The following is a 17217-nucleotide window of genomic DNA, read 5'->3' as shown; positions in this document are numbered from 1 at the left end:
GTCTATGTGCCGGACGGTGGAGGCCCTCTTCCGCTGCGGTTGGAGCCAGGCGTGACTCGCAGGCACGAGGTTGTGGTAATTGGCGGCGGCCACAACGGCCTAACCGTCGCGGCCTATCTGGTCAAGGCCGGGGTCGACGTGTGTGTCGTCGAGGCTCTTCCGTACGTTGGAGGCGGCGTCATTTCGCCCGAGATCGTGGCGCCTGGCTTCAAGACCGACATCTGCTCGATCTGGCATGGGCTCGTCCAGGCAAACCCCATGTTGTTGGACGACGAACTCGAACTCGTGTCGAAATTCGGGCTGCGCTACCTGGTCTCGCCCCATCAGCTGTGCGTGCTCTTTCCCGACGACCTGCATCTCGATTTCCATTGCGACGTGGCCCAGACCTGCCGATCGATCGCTAGGTTCTCGACCAAAGACGCCGAGGCCTATGCCCGCTTTGCCGCCGCAGTCGCAGGCCCAGCGAATGAGCTGCTGCGCGGCTTGTTCGAGCCACCGCCTCCGCCGGAGATGCTTGCGGCGTTGTTCGGCAAACCAGGCGGCGACGTTCTCATGCGCTGGCTGATGTCGAGCGCCCGGGACATCTGCGACGAATGGTTCGAGACCGATCGGGTGAAGGCCGCGCTCCTCAAGTTCTGCGCCCAGGCCGGAGTTTCTCCGGCCGCCAAGGGAACCGGCATTGTCGCGCTGCTCTTCATTCCGCTGATCCACCGCTTCGGAGGCGGGCTGCCGCAGGGCGGATCAGGAGCGCTCAGTGAGGCGATGGCACGATGTATTCGCCACCATGGCGGAACGATCTTGACCGGCAGCCCGGTGCGCCAGGTCGTCGTGTCGAATGGTTGCGCAACCGGCGTTGTCGCCGAGGGCGACTCGGAGATCGCGGCGACCCGCGCCGTCATCTCGAACCTGCACGCTAAGCAAATCGTATCATTGGTAGGCGCGGAGGCCTTGCCGCCCGATTTCGTCGCCCGTCTCGGCCGGCTGCGGCGCTCCTCTTTCGGAGCGATCAGCCAGGCCTATGCATTGCGCGAGGCTCCGGTCTATCGGGCAGGTCCGGACGTTGCGGATGCGACGTTCGTGGAATTCGCACCATCATCGGTCGAGGAACTGCTGCAAAGCTTCGGCGACATTGAAGCAGGCCGGCTGCATACTGAACATTCCGGCGGTCGCTTGCCAGACCCGACTGGATCCGACCCGGGCGCCGGACGGTCAGCACACGCTCCACCTGTTCCACTTTGCGCCGTTCAGCCCTGATCCCGCGCCGAAGGGCGGATGGGACGCTCTGCGCGAGAACGTGGCCGATCGAGTACTCACCAGCTTGCAGCGGCGCACGACCAACATGGGTGCGAACGTCATCGGTCGCGCCGTGGAAACACCGCTCGATCTCGCGCGACGCAATCCGGCGATGATCGACGGAGACTACAACCATATCGGCATGTTTCCAGACCAGCAGCTCGCCGGTCGCTACCTGCCCGGCTGGCAATACCGCACGCCGATCGAGCGGTTGTGGATGTGCGGGCCGAGCTGCCATCCCGGGGGCGGCGTCACTGGAGGTGGGCGAGCGGCGGTGCAGCCGGTCATGCAGGCACTCGGGATCGATTTTGCCGCGACAATCCGGCACCAGCGGTTCCCCGTTTGAAGAGAGGAAACGAATGTCATCGACGTTTGAAGTCAATGTCTTCAGCCCCGCCTTCCTCGAGAATCCCTTCCCGATCTACGAGCAGCTTCGCACGCACGATCCGGTCTATTGGTCGCCGGAACTCGGCGCCTGGCTGGTGTCGCGCTACGCCGACGTAAAGACGCTGCTGTCCGACGAGCATGTGACCGCCGACCAGAAGGCGTGGTCCGGCTATCAGCGTGTGGCGGACGCCGGCGAGCGCTATCCCAACGTGCTGTGGGCGCTCGACCAGACCTTGTTGCTGCGCCATGGCAGCATTCATAGCCGCCTCCGGCGATTCGGCAGTGAGCCGTTCGCCTCGGCGGGATGCGAAAGGGTGGCGCGGGTCACGCAGGCCGTGGTGCGCGAGGTTCTCGATGGTTTTGCCGGCCGCTACGAAATCGACCTGCTCTCCGACTATTCGACGCCGCTCAGGATCAAGGTGATGAACCGCCTGTTCGGGTCGCTACTTACGCCGGAGCAGGAGAATTTCCTCGTGCACGGGACCAACGCGGCGCTCGGCTTTCTCGAACCTAGCATCGATTCGGAGATTCTCGGCCGAAACGATGCTGCCTTGCGCGATTTCCGCGCGCTAGTGGACGGCCTCGTCGAGCAAGCGCTCGCCCAAGGAACGGAAGATTCGATCATTGGCGACCTGCTGAACGCACGGCGGGGCGACGATCGGCTGACCCAGGAAGAGGTGGTCTCACTCGTGTTCTCTTATCTTCTCGCCGGCACGGAAGCCAATGGCAGCTTGATCACCATGGGGATTCTCGTGCTGCTGGAGCATCGTGCCGAGCTTGCAGCGTTACTGAAGGAACCTGAACGGTTCGATGACGCGGTGGTCGAGATACTGCGGTTTCGCAGCTTCACCAAATTTCTGCCGCGCTACGTCCTCGCCGACTTCGAGCTCGACGGCCGAAAGATGCGGAAGGGCGAGATCGTTCTGCTGCTATTCCAGTCGGCGTTTCGCGATCCGGATGCATTCGAAAATCCGGACGTGTTCGACATCGGCCGCTGCAAGTCCAACGAGCTTGCCTTCGGGGCGGGAGCACACCGCTGCGTCGGCGAACGAATGGCTAAGATCGAGGGCGCGATTGCGCTGCGGGAATTCTTCGCCCGCTTCCCCAATGCAAACTTGCGCGATCCGAACGCCGACTGGGTGAAGCATCACATGCTGGTGGCAGTACCGCGCGCAGTGCCCGTCGTCCCGATGCTGCTGTCGTGACGGCGAGCACTCGAACAGGAAGAATCAATGCCCGATCAACCGATGCCGCTTCCCAGTATGTTCGACCTGTCCGGGCGAGTATGCCTTGTCTCCGGCGGAGCCAAGGGGATCGGGCTGGCGATAGCGTCGCGTCTTGCCGAAGCCGGTGGACAAATCGCGATCCTGGACCTCGACGATACGGGCGGCGAGCAGGCCGCGAGTGATCTCGGCGCCGCGGGTGCGAGCGTGCAGTTCGTGCAAGGCGACGTCAGTAAACCGGCGGACGTCGCGCGCGTTGTCGAGCGGGTGCAGAAGCTGTGGGGTCCCGTCGATATCCTCGTCAATAATGCCGGCATCTATCCGATCATTCCGACGCTCGCGTGCGACGAAACGCAATGGGCGCGCGTGATCGATGTGAACCTGAAAGGAGTCTTCTGCTGGCGCGCGCAGCGGCGGAATGTATGGTCGAGACCGGCCGCGCCGGCGCGATCGTCAACATCGCCTCGATCAATGCCTTCCGTCCGCTGCCGGGGCTCGCCGCCTATTCATCTGCGAAGGCCGGCATCGCGATGCTCACGCGCTCTCTCGCGCTGGAGTTCGGGCGCTTCGGGATCCGCGCAAATTCGATTTCCCCGGGTGGCATCGAGACGCCTGGCGGCCGCGATGCCAACCGCGCCGTTGCCGATGCCTTCGGCATCACGAGCGAGCAGGTCACGGCGGGCTACGTCAGCCGCGTGCCGCTCGGACGGATGGGGCGTGCCGATGATGTCGCTCTCGTCGCGCTGTTCCTGGCCAGTCCGGCCGCCGCCTATCTTACGGGGACCGACGTGGTGGTCGACGGAGGCTACGTGCTGTCATGACGGCGACAAAGGCACGAATAGCGGCCGCCGTGCGCGGCGTTCGGATCAGCCACGCGATCGTACGCCGGGGACTTCTCGCCGGCCTCATCGAAGCGGAGGAATGCTATGGCCGCACGAGTTCCGAGCTGCTGTCATTCAGCCTGTTCGGCCGCTCCGCCTATCTGGCGCTCGACCCGCGCGACATCGGCCTCGTACTGCACGACACCGTTTCGTTCCAGCGTGACGAATTGTTCCTCAAGGCGTTTCGCGATCTTCTCGGATTCAATGCGGTCAGTGTCGGCAGCGAAGAGTGGCAGGTTGTCCGCCAGCGAACGCTGCGATTCCTGACGGGGAAGAATCTCGACGGTTACAGCCGGATCATGACCGGCGTGCTCGAGCAACGCATGATTCCCGAATGGCGCCGAAAGAGCCGGGACGGGCAGCCTGTCGACGTATTCCACGACCTGCTCGAGTACTCCTCGCGCGTGGTCTTCGCGGCCTTTCTGAATGTCCCGCCAGAGGATGTCCCGCCGCACCTGCACGGGATGCTGAACGAGATGTTCGATCACGTCCGCCGGCGCGTGTTCTCCTTCGTCAACTTGCCGATATGGATTCCAACGGCGCAGAACCGCAGGTTCCGCGAGCTGCGTACCGCGGTCTACGAGTTCATCGAATCGCGCATCGCGCACAGCCGGGGCACAGGCTCAATGCTGGAGACGCTGGTCGACGTCCACAGCACGGGCGGCCGTGTCGACCGGCAGCGGCTGCTGGAAGAAATGCTCGGCAACCTGATCGGCGGATCGGAGACCACGATCATCCTCATGCTCTGGACGCTCTACTATCTCGCCGCTGCGCCCGAGTTGCAGGATCGTCTCTACGCGGAGATTGCGGCAGGTGGGCCGGAGCCGGCCAGGAATCCCAGAAGCCTGCTCTATCGCTGTATCATTGAAGCCCTGCGTGTGAGGTCACCGTCCTACGTCGCGGTGCGGGAGGCAGTTCGACCCGTGCAGGTGCGCGGCGTCAAGATCATTGCCGGCAGTCATGTGTTCGCCAGCCAGTTCATCACTCACAACGATGTGCGGGTTTGGTCGGACCCGCAGCGGTTCGACCCGGACCGTTTTCTGCGGCGGCTGCCGCGCACCGCGTCGGATTACACCGATTTCTTCCCGTTTGGCGCCGGCCGCAACATCTGCACGGGGCAGGCCTATGCATTCCAGGAGGCTGTCACGGCGGTGAGTACTTTGATCCGCCGGTTCCGCTTCGCTCCCGCTGCCGCATTCGATCCCGCGGTTCGGGCGGAATTGACATTGCGTCCTGCGAGGCAAGTCGTGATGCGGATAGAGGAGCGCCCTGCGTCGGATACAGCCCGGCTTGGACCGGCGATGGAAGTCCCACCGCCGGTCGCCGTGCGACGATAGACCCGAAAGGAGCCTGTGATGGAAACTGTTGCCGAAGGGCGCGAGACTGACATGCTGGTTGTCGGATCTGGCGCTGCTGGACTCGTCGCCGCCCTCGCGGCGCGTACGGCGGGCCGCAGCGTCACGGTCGTCGAGAAAGCCGGCACGATCGGGGGGACCACGGCTACCTCCGCGGGTGTCGTGTGGGTGCCGAACAACCGCCATATGCGTGACCTCGGCATGACAGATTCGCGCGAAGACGCGATCACCTATATGACGCGGCTGAGCGACGGTCGCAGTGAGGAAGCCGCTATCGCGGCGTTCGTGGACGCGGCCCCTGCAGTGATCGACTTCCTCGAGGAAACGACCGGGCTGCGATTCAAGGTTCTGGAACAATATCCTGACTATTTCGCGGAGTTTCCGGGCGGAAAGCCATGCGGTCGCTCGCTCGATTCCGGACTGTTCGACACCAATGAGCTCGGCCCCTGGAAGGATCGCCTGCGGGCAAGTCCGATCTTCCAATTCGTGCCGATGTCGGTGACCGAATTTTTCGCCTGGAGGGCGGGCGTCGAGCCGTTGAACGTTCCGATCGATACCGTCATGAAGCGCGTCGGAGACGGATTCGTCGGGTATGGCGCTGCTCTGGTTGGACAGTTGTTTCGTGCGTGCCTCGCGTGCGGCGTCGAGTTTCTGATCCCGAGGCAGGCGCAGGGGTTTCTCGTCGAGAATGGCCGCGTGGTCGGACTGCGCACCACGCATGACGGCAAGCAAAGTGAGCTGCGCGCGCGACGTGGCGTGGTGCTCGCGAGCGGTGGCTTCGAGTGGGACCGGGCGCTCTGTGCCCAGTTTCTCGGCGGCGTTCTCACCCACCCGGCGAGCCCCCCGTCCAATCAGGGCGACGGACTTCGTATGCTGATGACGCTCGGCGTCGGCCTTGCCAACACCACTGAAGCGTGGTGGTGCCCCACAGTGTCGATCCCTGGTGAGGAATACGATGGTGCGCCCTTGTTTCGCGGCGAATTCACCATACGGGCGCTTCCACATTCCATCATCGTCAATCGCAAGGGTGCCCGGTTCGTCAACGAAGCGCACAACTACAACGACCTGATGAAAGCGTTCTTCCGCTTCGATCCCGCAACATACGAGCGACCCAATCTTCCGGCCTGGCTTGTCTTCGATTCCACTCACGTGGAAAAATATTCCGTTCTCACTTCGCTGCCCGGGTCGCCGCCCCCGCAATGGGTGCCGCGGGGGGCAACCATTGCCGAGCTCGCGAGCACGATCGGCGCCGACCCGAGCGGCCTGAGCGCGACGGTCAAGCGCTTCAACGGATTCGCGGTCGCCGGAGTGGACGAGGACTTCGCGCGTGGCGAAGCGCTGTATGATCGCGTCTATGGCGATGCGCGCGAATCCAATCCGTGCCTCGGCGCGTTGCGAAAGCCGCCGTTCTACGCGCTACAGCTCCATGCGGGCGCGCTCGGCACCAAGGGCGGAGCACGCGTGGATACACACGCGCGAGTGTTACGGCCCGACGGTGCGCCAATCCCCGGGCTCTACGCCGCCGGAAATGTCGCGGCGGCCTGCGCCGGCGCCGGTTATCCCGGCGCGGGCGCTACGATCGCAGCCGCCATGACGTTCGGCTATTTGGCCGGACGCCACGCTGCGAGCATTGGAGATGCACCCCATTGAGCGAGCGAGCCAACCTGCTGTCGGCCGAGGTCCGAGCCGATCCCTATCCGCTCTATGCCGGCCTGCGCGCCGCACCGGGCCTCTCCCGCGTGGATCCCGGCGGCGTCTGGGCGGTGAGCCGTTTCGCTGATGTTCAGTATGTTCTGAGCCGCCCGGCGCTGTTTTCTTCCGCCGGGCTGCGTGCGCTTCTGCTGCCCCTGGCTCGAGCGAAACCCGCTCGCCGAGTCCCTGCTCGTTCTCGATCCGCCCGGCCACACGCGTCTGCGCGCGACGGTCTCGCATGCATTTGCGCCGCCCGCGATGGCGCGCCTGGAGCAGCGCGTCCGCGCCATCGCGCGGGAACTCGCCGACAATCTCGCCGAGCAGCGACACGTCGATTTCATGACGGCATTCGCCGGTCCGCTGCCGGCCCGCATCATGGCGGAGATTCTCGGACTTGATTCGAGTCTGCACGTCCACTTCAAGCGATGGACAGACGACGTTGCGGCGATCTCTCCGGCGATCGTCGATCCGGACCGGATCGCGACGATCCAGGCAACCATGCGCGAGATGGAGGCCTATTTTGGCGAGGTGATCGCGACGCGCCGCCGCCGGCCGGGCGGGGACATGATCAGCAGCTTAATCAGTATCGCCGCGCAGGAAGGGCCGCTGTCAGACGCTGAGCTGATGGCCTTCCTGTTCGTGCTTCTTGCGGCCGGGCTTGAGACAACCATGTATTTCCTCGCCAACGCCCTGCTGACCCTCACCGCGCGGCCGCACGACCGGGCTCGCCTTGCTGCAGATCGCGGCGAGATCCCCTCGTTCCTCGAGGAAGTACTGCGCCACGACTCGCCTGGCCACGGCACCTTCCGGATCGTCACCGACCCGGTCGAACTGGCCGGGACTGCTCTGTCGCCTGGCGACGTGCTGCTGCTGCTCATGGCGTCATCGAATCGCGATGAACAGAAGTTTCCGGATGCCGCTACATTCGACATGGACCGCGCCTACGACAAGGCACTGGCATTCGGCTACGGCATTCACTTCTGCCTCGGAGCGCCGCTGGCGCGCCTCGAAGCGCGGGTGGCGCTCGAGGAGTTGGTGGCTCGCTTCCAGAAATTTTCTGCCCCGTGCGGCGTGGTGGCGTGGAATCAATCCCTGACTGTCCGCGGGCCGGTCAGCCTGCCGGTTGAATTTGTTCCTCGCAATTGATGTATCGGCGCGCGCGCGCCCACATTGGGTGAGGACTAGAACATTCCGTTGTTATGCGCGAACGTTGCGGGAATCGGCTGCACGATGTCCCAGTGCTCGGCCAACTTGCCGTTCTCGAGCCGGTAAAGATCGTAGAACGCGCACGGCGTCCCGCCGGAAACGCCGGCACATTGAGCGAGCACGAAATTTCCTTCGCCGACCAGGCGGTGGATCGCGTTGTAGTGGGCCGTGCCGCCGTTCTGGCCGGCGCTCAAATGCGCGCGAAGCGCCGCAACGCCGTCTGCCAGATTCGGGCTGTGCTGAATATAGCGGTCGCCGTCGAAGAACTCCGCCAGCCTGAGGTGCCTGCCCTCGATCAGGACAGCGTTGACGAAATCCCTAACCAGAGCCTTGTTCCGCTCGGTCTTGTCGTGATCAATCACCTCAGCGGGACCGTCCAGCATGGTCCGCCCGTGCGGGGTCGATGCGGGTTGGTCCTGCATGGCGTCCCAGTGCTCCACGAGCTGTCCGTTATGGACGCGCAGCATCTCGAAAACGGCGCGCCGCTGCGCCCCAGTCCTCCACTCGCAATGCAGGAGAACGATCGGATCGTCTTCGATGACCCGGATCGGCCGGAATTCGTTGTCCTCGAATGTTTGCAGAACTTCGCGGAAGGCGAGAAGGCCCTTGCGGCCGGTCTGAATGAATGGATTGTGCTGGATGTAGTCTTCCGCCACCAAGCGCTCGAACACCGAGAGATCGCCTTGGCCAAAGCCGCGCTCGAGGAATTCGAACACAACCGGTTTGTTCGACGCTGGGGCCATGGGTTACCTCATCGAAGTTGCGACAGTTAGATAGGTCGAAGCGCTCCGGGCTGCCGGGCCCGCAGCAACCGGTCGGATTGTCTGGCTGTGCTGCCTCATGTGCGGACAGCAATCCTTGTAACGCTGGTTGTACGCTCGATTCCGAGGAAGCGGGCCACGTTGCCGCCCAGGAGCTTGCTGCGCCCGTCCATGGTAAGCCCGCTGCTGTTCGCCGATAGCCGATCGACGGCGCCGGGGAAGACGCTGTCGTGGTGCGGATAGTCGGAGGACCAGCACAAGGACTCGACCTTGAGACTTCCGCCCATGGTTCCCTCGACTTTCTCGGTCGGATGATAGGAAACGAGACACTGCCGTTGGAAATACTCGCTCGGCCGCAGTTTCAGCCAAGGCACCCAGCGCCGCATCTGTTCGCTGTCGAAATGCTCGTCCATGTAGTCGAGCCAGCTCTGCATCCAGCCGCCGCCGGCCTCGGTGAAGACGACGCGCACCTTCGGATATTTCTCTAGCACGCCTCCGGCGACGATGGAGGCGGTCGCGAAATGCTGCTCGATGCGATGCGCGGCCATGTGGTGGAAGAATATGTTGGCGCCGAACGATGCGGCAGCCGGTATCATGTCGACCAGCGGACCGCGTCCTTCAGGGTCCGGCAGCGACGATAGCGTATGAAAGATGACGGGCCTGTCCCAGTCGTTCACCCGCGCCCAGAAGCGATCGAAGTCGGGGTGATGCAGCCGGCGGCCGCGTACCGGCAAAGGCACGATGAAGAGTCCGGCGAAGTCCATCTGCTCGAGCGCCCAGGTGCAGTCCTTGATCGCCAGATCGACGTCATTGAGGTTGACCGGAAACACGCGCAGCATTCGCTTGGGCGCGATGCTGCAGAATTCGCTGACCCAGCGAGCATAGGCTCGGCACAGCGCTGAGCCGATCCGGCCGTCCGGCGCGGCGCAGCTGCCCATCGCGAGCGTCGGCGTGATGATCGCGGAGTCGATGCCCTCGCGATCCATAGCGGAGAGATAGCCGCTCGGGTCCAGGCCTTCGGTCAGCGGCTTGTTCGGCCGGAAGCGGTTGTCGGCAAACATCCGGTTGGCATAGGGATTGTCCCAAAGGGCGTCGGAAAACTGGGTGGGCCGCCCGGCGATGGAGATGCCGCCCGTTCCGTCCGCCAGGGTTGTGCGTTGATAGACGAAAGGCATCAGATCCGACTCGCAGTACTGCGAGAAGATGCTCCATGTCTCCATGATGTGACGATCCGTGTCGATCACGAGATCGTTCGAATGTGCTCCTGAAGGCGTCAGTATCCCGTTGCTCATCGCAGCCCTCGACGACTGGCGCTTCGACCTTGCTGCTTGCGAGGCCGAGATTGACAGCAATAGTCCAACACGAGATAGGAGACATTATCAACCATAAGGGGTATGATTTCAAGAGGTAGACTCCATGCTGATGTGCGGCGTGTTGGCCGGGGACCGCTCTCAGGCCTGACGACGAACTGGAACTCCCTACGTGCGGATATCCCCATGATCCTTCTCACGGGCGCAAACGGCCACCTCGGCGCCAACCTGGCGCGGCGCCTGTTGAAGGATGGAGCCACGATGCGCGTCCTGCTGCGGCGCGCGAGCGACAATTCGACCGTGGAAGGCCTCGCGGTCGAACGCGCCTATGGTGATCTGCGTGACCCCGCCTCACTGCTGGCGGCGTGCCGCGGGTGCGACGCCATCTATCATTGTGCTGCCCAACTCTCGACGGTTGCCGGCGGCGAGCAGCAGCTGTTCGCCAACAACGTGCTCGGCACGCGCAATCTCCTCGACGCTGCGGCAAAGAATGGCGTGCGTAGAGTGGTTGTCTCCGGTTCATTGAGCGCGACCGGACACCGTTGGGATGGCCCGACCGACGAGACCGAGCCGTTCGATCCTTTCGAGGAGCACCTGCCCTACGCGCGCACGAAGGCAGCGGTCGAGCACGAATGCCTCAAGGCCGTCGCGGGCGGGCTCGACGTTGTAATCGCCGTGTCCTGCGCGATCCTCGGGCCTAACGACTTCAAGCCGTCGCGCATGGGCCAGTTACTGCTGAACTATGCGCACGGACGCCTGCGTGCCTACGTTCCCGGCGGATTCGAGTTCGTCGCCGCGGCGGACATCGTCGAAGGTCATCTGCTGGCCATGACGCACGGCCGCAGCGGGGAGAAATACATCTTCAGCACGCAATTCATGACGGTCAGTGACTTGCTCGCGCTCTATGGCGAGGTGACCGGCCGCCCCAACCACGCACTCTGTGTCCCTGCCGCACTGCTGGAGCCCGTGGCGCGGATCGGTGAGTTCGCCCACCGCCATCTCAAGATAGGCGGTCGTCAGTTGCTGACCCCGGCCGCGATACGTCTGCTGCGTTTGGAGCGCCGCGCCGACTGCAGCAAGGCGAGAAGCGAGCTCGGCTACCGTTCCGGTTCGATAGCCGACGCCGTGCGAGATGCCTACGACGGCTTTGTGTCGCGCGGCTTGATAGAGCGTCGGCAGTCGTTTGCTGTAAGGTCGTTGGAGAGCGAGCGGACGAAGGCATGAACATGGACGTGTCGCTCCGGGAACCGGTCTCCGTGCTTGCCGGCGGGCTTCCGTTCCTCGGGCACGCGCTGGAGTTTCGCAGAGATCCGGTCTCGCTGATCCAGCGCGGCCGCGATCGCTTCGGCGACATCTTTTCCTTCGTGTTGTTCGGCCGCCGTGTCCACGTCATGACGGGGCCAGCCGGCAACGCGGCTTTTTTCAAGGCGCCGGACGACGTGCTCAGCCCGCGCGAGGCCTATCAGTTCACCGTCCCGATATTCGGCAAGGGTGTGGCCTACGACGTCGCGCCGGAAATCATGAGCGCGCAGCTCGAGCTCGTGCATCCCGCCTTGCGAGACGAAAGAATGCAGACCTATGCGGGCTTCATCGCAGCGGAAGCGGAGACCTATCTCAAGCGATGGGGCGAGTCGGGCTCGATCGACCTGCTCGCCGCGATGAACGAGATCACGATCTATGCCGCCGGGCGCTGTCTCATCGGGGCCGAGTTCCGCAGCGCGCTGTCGAAAGAGTTCGTCGGGCTCTATCACTCCTTGGAGGGCGGCATCAATCTGGTGGCGTTCTTCACACCCCACCTCCCACTGCCCGCCATGCTGCGTCGCGACCGCGCTCGCCGGCGCGTGGTCGAGCTGATTTCGATGCTCGCGGCGGCACGGCGGCGGGCGGCCGGCGAGAGTGACGATTTCCTCAGCACATTGATGACGGCGCGCGATCCTGGTGGCAACCCGCTGAGCGACGACACCATCACGGGCCTTCTGCTGACGTTGTTGTTTGCCGGCCAGCACACCAGCGCGGTGCTCGCCACCTGGACGGGCATTCTGCTGCTGCAAAATCCCGTTCACATCGAGCGAGTTCTCGCCGAGCAGCACGTCGTGCTGGACCAGCAGCGCCTGACACTGGCCACGCTGAAGCAACTCGTTTACTTGGAGGCGTGCATAAAGGAGGCCGAACGCCTTCATCCACCTTTGGTGATGCTGATGCGCAAGGCCGTCAAGCCATTCGTATTCGAAGGTAGCACCATTCCGGCCGGCGATCTCGTTCTGGTGTCGCCAGCCGTTTCGCACCGCATTGCGAATGTCTTTGCGGCTCCCGCGAGCTACGATCCTCAGCGGTTTCTACCGGGCCGCGAGGAAGACCGCCGCACGGCCTACGGGCTGATCGGCTTCGGCGGGGGAAAGCACCGCTGTATCGGACTGGCATTCGCTTACCAGCAAGTCAAAGTCATCTGGAGCGTCCTGTTGCGGCGTTTCGAGCTGACGCTGGCCGATCCGCATCCGCGACCGGATTTTTCCACTTTTGTGATTGGACCGCGAGCTCCCTGCATCGTGCATTATCGTCGACGAAAATAGCGCTTGGCGGGTTCATGCGGCCCGCAGCGCGGGGCCGCCCTCGCCATTACAAGCGTGCGTGCAGTCCTGACGCCCGGTTCGGTACTGCGGCGGGGCGACCTCGCCGCTCTTTACATCGGGTAGCTAACACCGCTACTTTACAACCATTGGTTCCGACTGCCGGCGAGCTTGTCCGAGGAGAGGGAACGATGAGAAGCCAGTCCGGCGGCTCGGAAGTTGCGGGACCTCCATCTTTCGAGACCGCGAAAAATCTACGGCAAAAAGCCCGCTCGGCCGGCATGCACCCCGACCACTGGTATGCGGTGGAATATGCGCGCGTGGTGCCGGTCGGCCGCGTCGTCGAAGTCAAGTTCTGGGATAGCTCGATCGCTCTGTTTCGCGGCGACGACGGGCGGCTACGTGCGCTCGAGGACCGATGCGCGCACCGCCACGTGAGGTTGTCGATCGGGCACGTCGCGGGCTGTGCGCTGACATGCATCTATCACGGCTGGAGCTATGACGAGCAGGGGCGGCTGGTCGAGGTCCCGCACGAATTGTTCGGTCGCCAGTTTGGCGATGTGAAGATCCGCACCTATCCGGTGCGGGAACGCTACGGTCTGATCTGGCTGTTCCCGGGACGTCCGGGGCGGGCGGATCAGACGCCACTTCCGGAAATTCCCGAGATCGAGGGGCCGAGTAGCTGGGCGTGCGTCCCGATCGACTTCGTCTGGCGTGCGCATCATTCGATGATCGTCGATAATGTGAGCGATTTCACCCATGCCTACCTGCACAAGCGCTACCGGCCGTTCGTCGACGCCAAACTCACGCGCTGCGAAATGCGCGCCGACAAGGTCGAGCTGAGCTACGACGTGGTGGTCGGCGACGGACGTTTCTCGAAGTTGTTCGTGGACCGCAAGCGCGTGCGCACGGACCGCATGGATCTGGCGTTCGAATATCCTTATCAGTGGTCGAACACGGGCGACAAGATCAAGCATTGGTGCTTCCTCTTGCCGATCGACGAGCGTACCACGCGCGTCTTCTTCCTGTTCTACTTCGATGCGCTGAAGATTCCGTTCGCGCCCCTGCGGATTCCCCGTTGGGTGATGGAGCCGTTTCTCGCCGTCACCAATCGGCTGCTGATCAAGCCGCTGCTGAGCGAAGACGGAATAGCAGTCGAGGCGGAGCAGCAGGCCTACGACAAGTTCTCGGGCGGTCCCGCCATCGAGTTCAATCCAGCCGTCCAGATGTTCCAGAAGCTTATCGTCCGCCGCTGGGAAGAGCATTTGGCACAATCCGCACGCGGGCATCAGAATGAGACAGAAGGCGTCGCTTGAGTCGATCGATCCGTACGACCCGACGGATGGCTCGTCGACGGACGCGATCAGCGAAATGGAGACCAGCATGGCGCCGGACCTCGCGCCCGCCGTTGCGCGCTGCGTCGAACGCGCCTGCGACCGGCTGCGCGGCCTGCAGCACCCCGACGGCAGCTTCGAAGGCGAGGTCGTCTGGTGTCCGATGATCCTCGCGCAGTACGTCATCCTTTGCAGGGTCGTCGGCCGCCCGATCGTAGCCGCCGCGCGGGAGCGCATCTTGCTGCACTTCCGCGTCACGCGCCGCCCGGACGGCGGCTGGGGATTGCATCCGGAATCCGGTTCCTACGTGTACGTGACGACGCTAACCTACGTGGCGCTGCGCATGCTCGGTCTGTCCGCCGATGCGCCGCTGGCGGCCTCCGCCCGCAATTGGCTGCAGGCGCAGCCCGGGGGGGTATTGAGCATTCCCTCGTGGGGCAAGTTCTGGCTGGCGCTGATCGGCCTCTATGGTTTTCGCGGCGTCAATCCGTGTCCGCCAGAGTTGTTCCTGCTGCCGGAATGGTCGCCGGTTCATCCCAATCATCTCTACTGTCACACGCGCTACATCTATCTGGCGATGTGCCATCTCTACGGCGCGCGCTTTTGCTCCGATCTGGGGCCGCTGGGGGCCGAGCTCAAGGAAGAGCTCTACCCGGTTCCATATGGGACGATCGATTTTGCGCGACACCGCGGCGATATCGCGCAAACCGACCTCTATGTCGCGCCGAGCAGGACGCTGCGTTTCGCCTGGGGCGCAATGGCATTCTACGAGCAGCTGCAGGAGCGTTGGGCACCGCTGCGCCGCCTGCGCGCCCACGCGCTCGCGCATTCGCTCCGCCGCATCAGGTTCGAGCAGCAAGCCACCAGATTTCAGGGACTCTCGCCGGTAAGCGGGATCCTGAACACGCTCGCGCTGTGGGCGCACGATGCCAGCGATCCCATGGTGGAGCATAGTCTCGCGGGCGTCGAGAGCTGGCAATGGAACGACGCCCAGCAGGGCCTGCGCATCGCCGGGGCGCGCTCGACCAGCTGGGACACGGCGTTTGCGATGCTGGCCGTTCTCGCCGCGCCCTCCGCCAAGCCTCAGAGAGCACTGCTGCGTGAGGCCTATGCGTTTCTGGCGCGCGCGCAGGAAGCAAGCGAGCTTCCGGACGGACGCCGCGAAGGACGGGACGGCATCTTGGGCGGTTGGTGCTTCAGCGATGGTCGCCATCGCTGGCCGGTGAGTGATTGCGCCGCCGAAGTGCTGAGCGCCCTGCTGGGTGCGCATGCAACGGGCGTGATCGATGCGCCCGAACGCATGGCGCCGGAGCGGCTCGCTGCGGCCGCCAGGTTCATCATCGATCGGCAGAACGACGATGGCGGGTTCGGCACCTATGAGCGGCGTCGCGGCCGCCGCTGGCTCGAACGACTCAATCCTTCCGAAATGTTCGGCAACTGCATGACCGAGCTGTCCTACGTCGAGTGCACCGCGTCCGCCGTGATGGCCTTGTGCAGGCTTCGCGAGCAGCATCCCGACTGCCTGCGCGAACTGGTCGGCCCGTCGATCGTGCGCGCCTGCGCATTGCTGCGGCAGCGTCAGCGTGCAGATGGCTCCTATCCCGGCTTCTGGGGCATCAACTTCACCTATGCGACCTGTTTCGCGGTCCTGGCGTTGCGCGCTGCGGGCGCGAGCGCGGAGGATCGCCCCCTGCGGCGCGCGGCTGCCTGGCTCGTCAGCAAGCAGAAGCCGGACGGCGGCTGGGGCGAGCACTATTCCGGATGTCTCACCGATACCTATGTCGAACACGCCGAGAGCCAGGCAACCATGACAAGCTGGGCGCTGCTGGCCCTGATCGAAATCCTAGGCCCCGAGGCCGAGGCCGTGAAGCGTGGCGTCGGTTGGCTTTGCCGCTCGCAAAAATCCGACGGCTCGTGGCCCGAGGGCGCCGTCAACGGCGTGTTCTTCGGCGCAGCGATGCTGACCTACCGTCTTTATCCGGCCTACTTTCCGATCTGGGCGCTCAACCGCTATCTGGCAATGAGATAATGATGACGAACACGGCAGAGATTGACGTCATCATCGCAGGCGGCGGCGTCGCCGGGGCCGCTACCGCGGCCGCGCTGCACCAGCTCGGCCACCGCATCCTGCTGATCGAGCCCGGCCTGCACGACGATCGTCGACTGGCCGGCGAAGTGTTTCACCCGCCGGGTGTGATGGGGCTCGCCGAACTCGGCCTGCTCGATTCGCTTCAGCAGGCGCCTAGCGCCCGCATCAACGGCTTCATAGTCACCTCCGGAGGATCGCAGCGCGAGCCGTTGCGGCTCGCCTACGACGAAGTGCTGGCGCATCGCATGCCGGGACTCGGCAGCGAGCACAGGCTGATCCGGCAACGGCTGCTCGATGCCGTCGGCAGGCTTTCCGGAGTCACGGTCATGCGGGGCAAGCGCGTGATCGCGATCGATCAGAGCGAGCGCTCGGGCGTCACGGTGCAAGTCGCAAACGGGAAGGCTACCGAAGGTTATCGCGGCCGGATGCTGGTCGCGGCTGATGGCGCGCACTCGCGGCTCGGGCGCTCGGTCGGCATCGGTACATGCACGCGACGTATATCGACGATGTTCGGATACCGCTTCTCCGTCGCCCATCTGCCAGACCCGGATTTCGGTCACGTCATTCTCGGGCCTTTTGCTCCGATCCTGGTCTATCCGATCAACGGTGACGAGGCGCGGATCTTGTTCGACATGCCACACCGCGCCGGTCGCCTGCCGCGCGCTGAGGATTGCGCGGAAGCGTTGCCGTTCCTCGCACCCGTGCTGCGGGCGGAAGTCGAACGGGCCGTGGCCGGGCAACCACGCATGAGCGTCATCACGCAGGCGAGCAATCCCGAGCGCCTGGTGCAGGACCGAGTTCGCCCTGGTCGGCGATGCCGGCGGCAGCTGCCATCCGTTGACGGCGAGCGGAATGACAAGATGCGTCAGCGATGCCCTGCTGCTGCGCGATGCCCTTGACGAAAGTCGCGCGGATTGGGCTCACGCGCTGCAGCTTTACGACCGGCGGCGGCGCTGGCCACAGGCGACGCGGATCGTCCTGGCGGAAGCTCTGCGCGACGCCTTCAGCGGATCGACGCCGCCGTCGAGAATCGTCCGGCGCGGCATCCTGGACTACTGCGAAGCAAGCAGGGCCGCGCGCTCTGTAACCCTCGCGCTGCTCTCGACTGCCGATGGGCGC

Annotated in this window: 13 protein-coding genes and 2 pseudogenes; 13 read left to right on the top strand and 2 right to left on the bottom strand. The window is 64.2% G+C overall.

What is annotated here, in order from left to right:
• Positions 1 to 72: 72 nt before the first annotated feature.
• From ACSKB8_RS18425 to ACSKB8_RS18395, 7 genes and pseudogenes are all read left to right on the top strand, one after another.
• Positions 73 to 1254 (top strand): phytoene desaturase family protein, encoded by a 1182-nt coding sequence (locus ACSKB8_RS18425; protein ID WP_438105571.1) that lies wholly within the window; start codon positions 73 to 75, stop codon positions 1252 to 1254.
• A gap of 40 nt (positions 1255 to 1294) precedes the next feature.
• Complete coding sequence (locus ACSKB8_RS18420) at positions 1295 to 1639, top strand: hypothetical protein (protein WP_438105570.1); 345 nt, start codon at positions 1295 to 1297, stop codon at positions 1637 to 1639.
• Positions 1640 to 1652: 13 nt separating this feature from the next.
• The gene (locus ACSKB8_RS18415; RefSeq protein WP_438105569.1) at positions 1653 to 2885 is read left to right on the top strand and encodes a cytochrome P450; all 1233 of its coding nucleotides are present in this window, start codon (positions 1653 to 1655) and stop codon (positions 2883 to 2885) included.
• Between the two features lie 27 nt (positions 2886 to 2912).
• Positions 2913 to 3724 (top strand): annotated as a pseudogene (locus tag ACSKB8_RS18410) (SDR family NAD(P)-dependent oxidoreductase).
• Positions 3721 to 5121, top strand: coding sequence for a cytochrome P450 (locus ACSKB8_RS18405; RefSeq protein ID WP_438105568.1), 1401 nt, complete (start codon positions 3721 to 3723; stop codon positions 5119 to 5121). Before ACSKB8_RS18410 ends, ACSKB8_RS18405 begins: the two are co-directional and overlap by 4 nt.
• A gap of 18 nt (positions 5122 to 5139) precedes the next feature.
• Complete coding sequence (locus ACSKB8_RS18400; protein ID WP_438105567.1) at positions 5140 to 6789, top strand: FAD-dependent oxidoreductase; 1650 nt, start codon at positions 5140 to 5142, stop codon at positions 6787 to 6789.
• A 180-nt stretch (positions 6790 to 6969) separates the two neighbouring features.
• On the top strand, positions 6970 to 7977 hold the full coding sequence (locus tag ACSKB8_RS18395) for a cytochrome P450 (protein ID WP_438105566.1): 1008 nt from the start codon (positions 6970 to 6972) through the stop codon (positions 7975 to 7977).
• A gap of 35 nt (positions 7978 to 8012) precedes the next feature.
• Here ACSKB8_RS18395 and ACSKB8_RS18390 read toward each other — a convergent pair whose 3' ends face one another.
• Positions 8013 to 8780, bottom strand: coding sequence for a nuclear transport factor 2 family protein (locus ACSKB8_RS18390; RefSeq protein ID WP_438105565.1), 768 nt, complete (start codon positions 8778 to 8780; stop codon positions 8013 to 8015).
• A 95-nt stretch (positions 8781 to 8875) separates the two neighbouring features.
• Entirely contained in the window at positions 8876 to 10090 is a 1215-nt protein-coding gene (locus tag ACSKB8_RS18385; RefSeq protein ID WP_438105564.1) for an amidohydrolase family protein, read from the bottom strand.
• Between the two features lie 204 nt (positions 10091 to 10294).
• Here ACSKB8_RS18385 and ACSKB8_RS18380 point away from each other — a divergent pair, with 204 nt between their 5' ends.
• The 6 genes and pseudogenes from ACSKB8_RS18380 to ACSKB8_RS18355 all read left to right on the top strand — a co-directional run.
• The gene (locus ACSKB8_RS18380; protein ID WP_438105563.1) at positions 10295 to 11332 is read left to right on the top strand and encodes an NAD-dependent epimerase/dehydratase family protein; all 1038 of its coding nucleotides are present in this window, start codon (positions 10295 to 10297) and stop codon (positions 11330 to 11332) included.
• Positions 11329 to 12678 (top strand): cytochrome P450, encoded by a 1350-nt coding sequence (locus ACSKB8_RS18375; RefSeq protein WP_438105562.1) that lies wholly within the window; start codon positions 11329 to 11331, stop codon positions 12676 to 12678. Before ACSKB8_RS18380 ends, ACSKB8_RS18375 begins: the two co-directional genes overlap by 4 nt.
• 14 nt (positions 12679 to 12692) lie before the next feature.
• Positions 12693 to 13991, top strand: coding sequence for a Rieske 2Fe-2S domain-containing protein (locus ACSKB8_RS18370; protein ID WP_438105561.1), 1299 nt, complete (start codon positions 12693 to 12695; stop codon positions 13989 to 13991).
• Positions 13969 to 16038, top strand: a complete 2070-nt coding sequence (locus ACSKB8_RS18365; RefSeq protein WP_438105560.1) for a prenyltransferase/squalene oxidase repeat-containing protein — start codon at positions 13969 to 13971, stop codon at positions 16036 to 16038. The genes ACSKB8_RS18370 and ACSKB8_RS18365 overlap by 23 nt, the downstream gene beginning before the upstream one ends.
• Positions 16039 to 16040: 2 nt before the next feature.
• A complete protein-coding gene (locus ACSKB8_RS18360) occupies positions 16041 to 16997 on the top strand; it encodes an FAD-dependent monooxygenase (RefSeq protein ID WP_438105559.1) in 957 nt (318 codons plus the stop codon).
• Positions 16951 to 17211: pseudogene (locus ACSKB8_RS18355) on the top strand (hypothetical protein); the annotation flags it as partial. The gene ACSKB8_RS18360 and the pseudogene ACSKB8_RS18355, both read left to right, overlap by 47 nt.
• Positions 17212 to 17217: the final 6 nt, after the last annotated feature.

This window comes from Bradyrhizobium sp. BR 1432, from assembly GCF_051547705.1.
Taxonomy (GTDB): Bacteria; Pseudomonadota; Alphaproteobacteria; order Rhizobiales; family Xanthobacteraceae; genus Bradyrhizobium; species Bradyrhizobium zhanjiangense.
Note: the sequence above shows the minus strand (reverse complement) of the source record. Positions and strands in the feature narration are given on the sequence as shown.

Bases quoted from the DNA above. Each gene is read 5' to 3' on its own strand.
- ACSKB8_RS18405 (WP_438105568.1), top strand. From the start codon at position 3,721: ATGACGGCGACAAAGGCACGAATAGCGGCCGCCGTGCGCGGCGTTCGG.
- ACSKB8_RS18380 (WP_438105563.1), top strand. From the start codon at position 10,295: ATGATCCTTCTCACGGGCGCAAACGGCCACCTCGGCGCCAACCTGGCG.
- ACSKB8_RS18390 (WP_438105565.1), bottom strand. From the start codon at position 8,780: ATGGCCCCAGCGTCGAACAAACCGGTTGTGTTCGAATTCCTCGAGCGC.
- ACSKB8_RS18385 (WP_438105564.1), bottom strand. From the start codon at position 10,090: ATGAGCAACGGGATACTGACGCCTTCAGGAGCACATTCGAACGATCTC.
- ACSKB8_RS18400 (WP_438105567.1), top strand. From the start codon at position 5,140: ATGGAAACTGTTGCCGAAGGGCGCGAGACTGACATGCTGGTTGTCGGA.
- ACSKB8_RS18415 (WP_438105569.1), top strand. From the start codon at position 1,653: ATGTCATCGACGTTTGAAGTCAATGTCTTCAGCCCCGCCTTCCTCGAG.
- ACSKB8_RS18375 (WP_438105562.1), top strand. From the start codon at position 11,329: ATGAACATGGACGTGTCGCTCCGGGAACCGGTCTCCGTGCTTGCCGGC.
- ACSKB8_RS18370 (WP_438105561.1), top strand. From the start codon at position 12,693: ATGCGGCCCGCAGCGCGGGGCCGCCCTCGCCATTACAAGCGTGCGTGC.
- ACSKB8_RS18365 (WP_438105560.1), top strand. From the start codon at position 13,969: ATGAGACAGAAGGCGTCGCTTGAGTCGATCGATCCGTACGACCCGACG.
- ACSKB8_RS18360 (WP_438105559.1), top strand. From the start codon at position 16,041: ATGACGAACACGGCAGAGATTGACGTCATCATCGCAGGCGGCGGCGTC.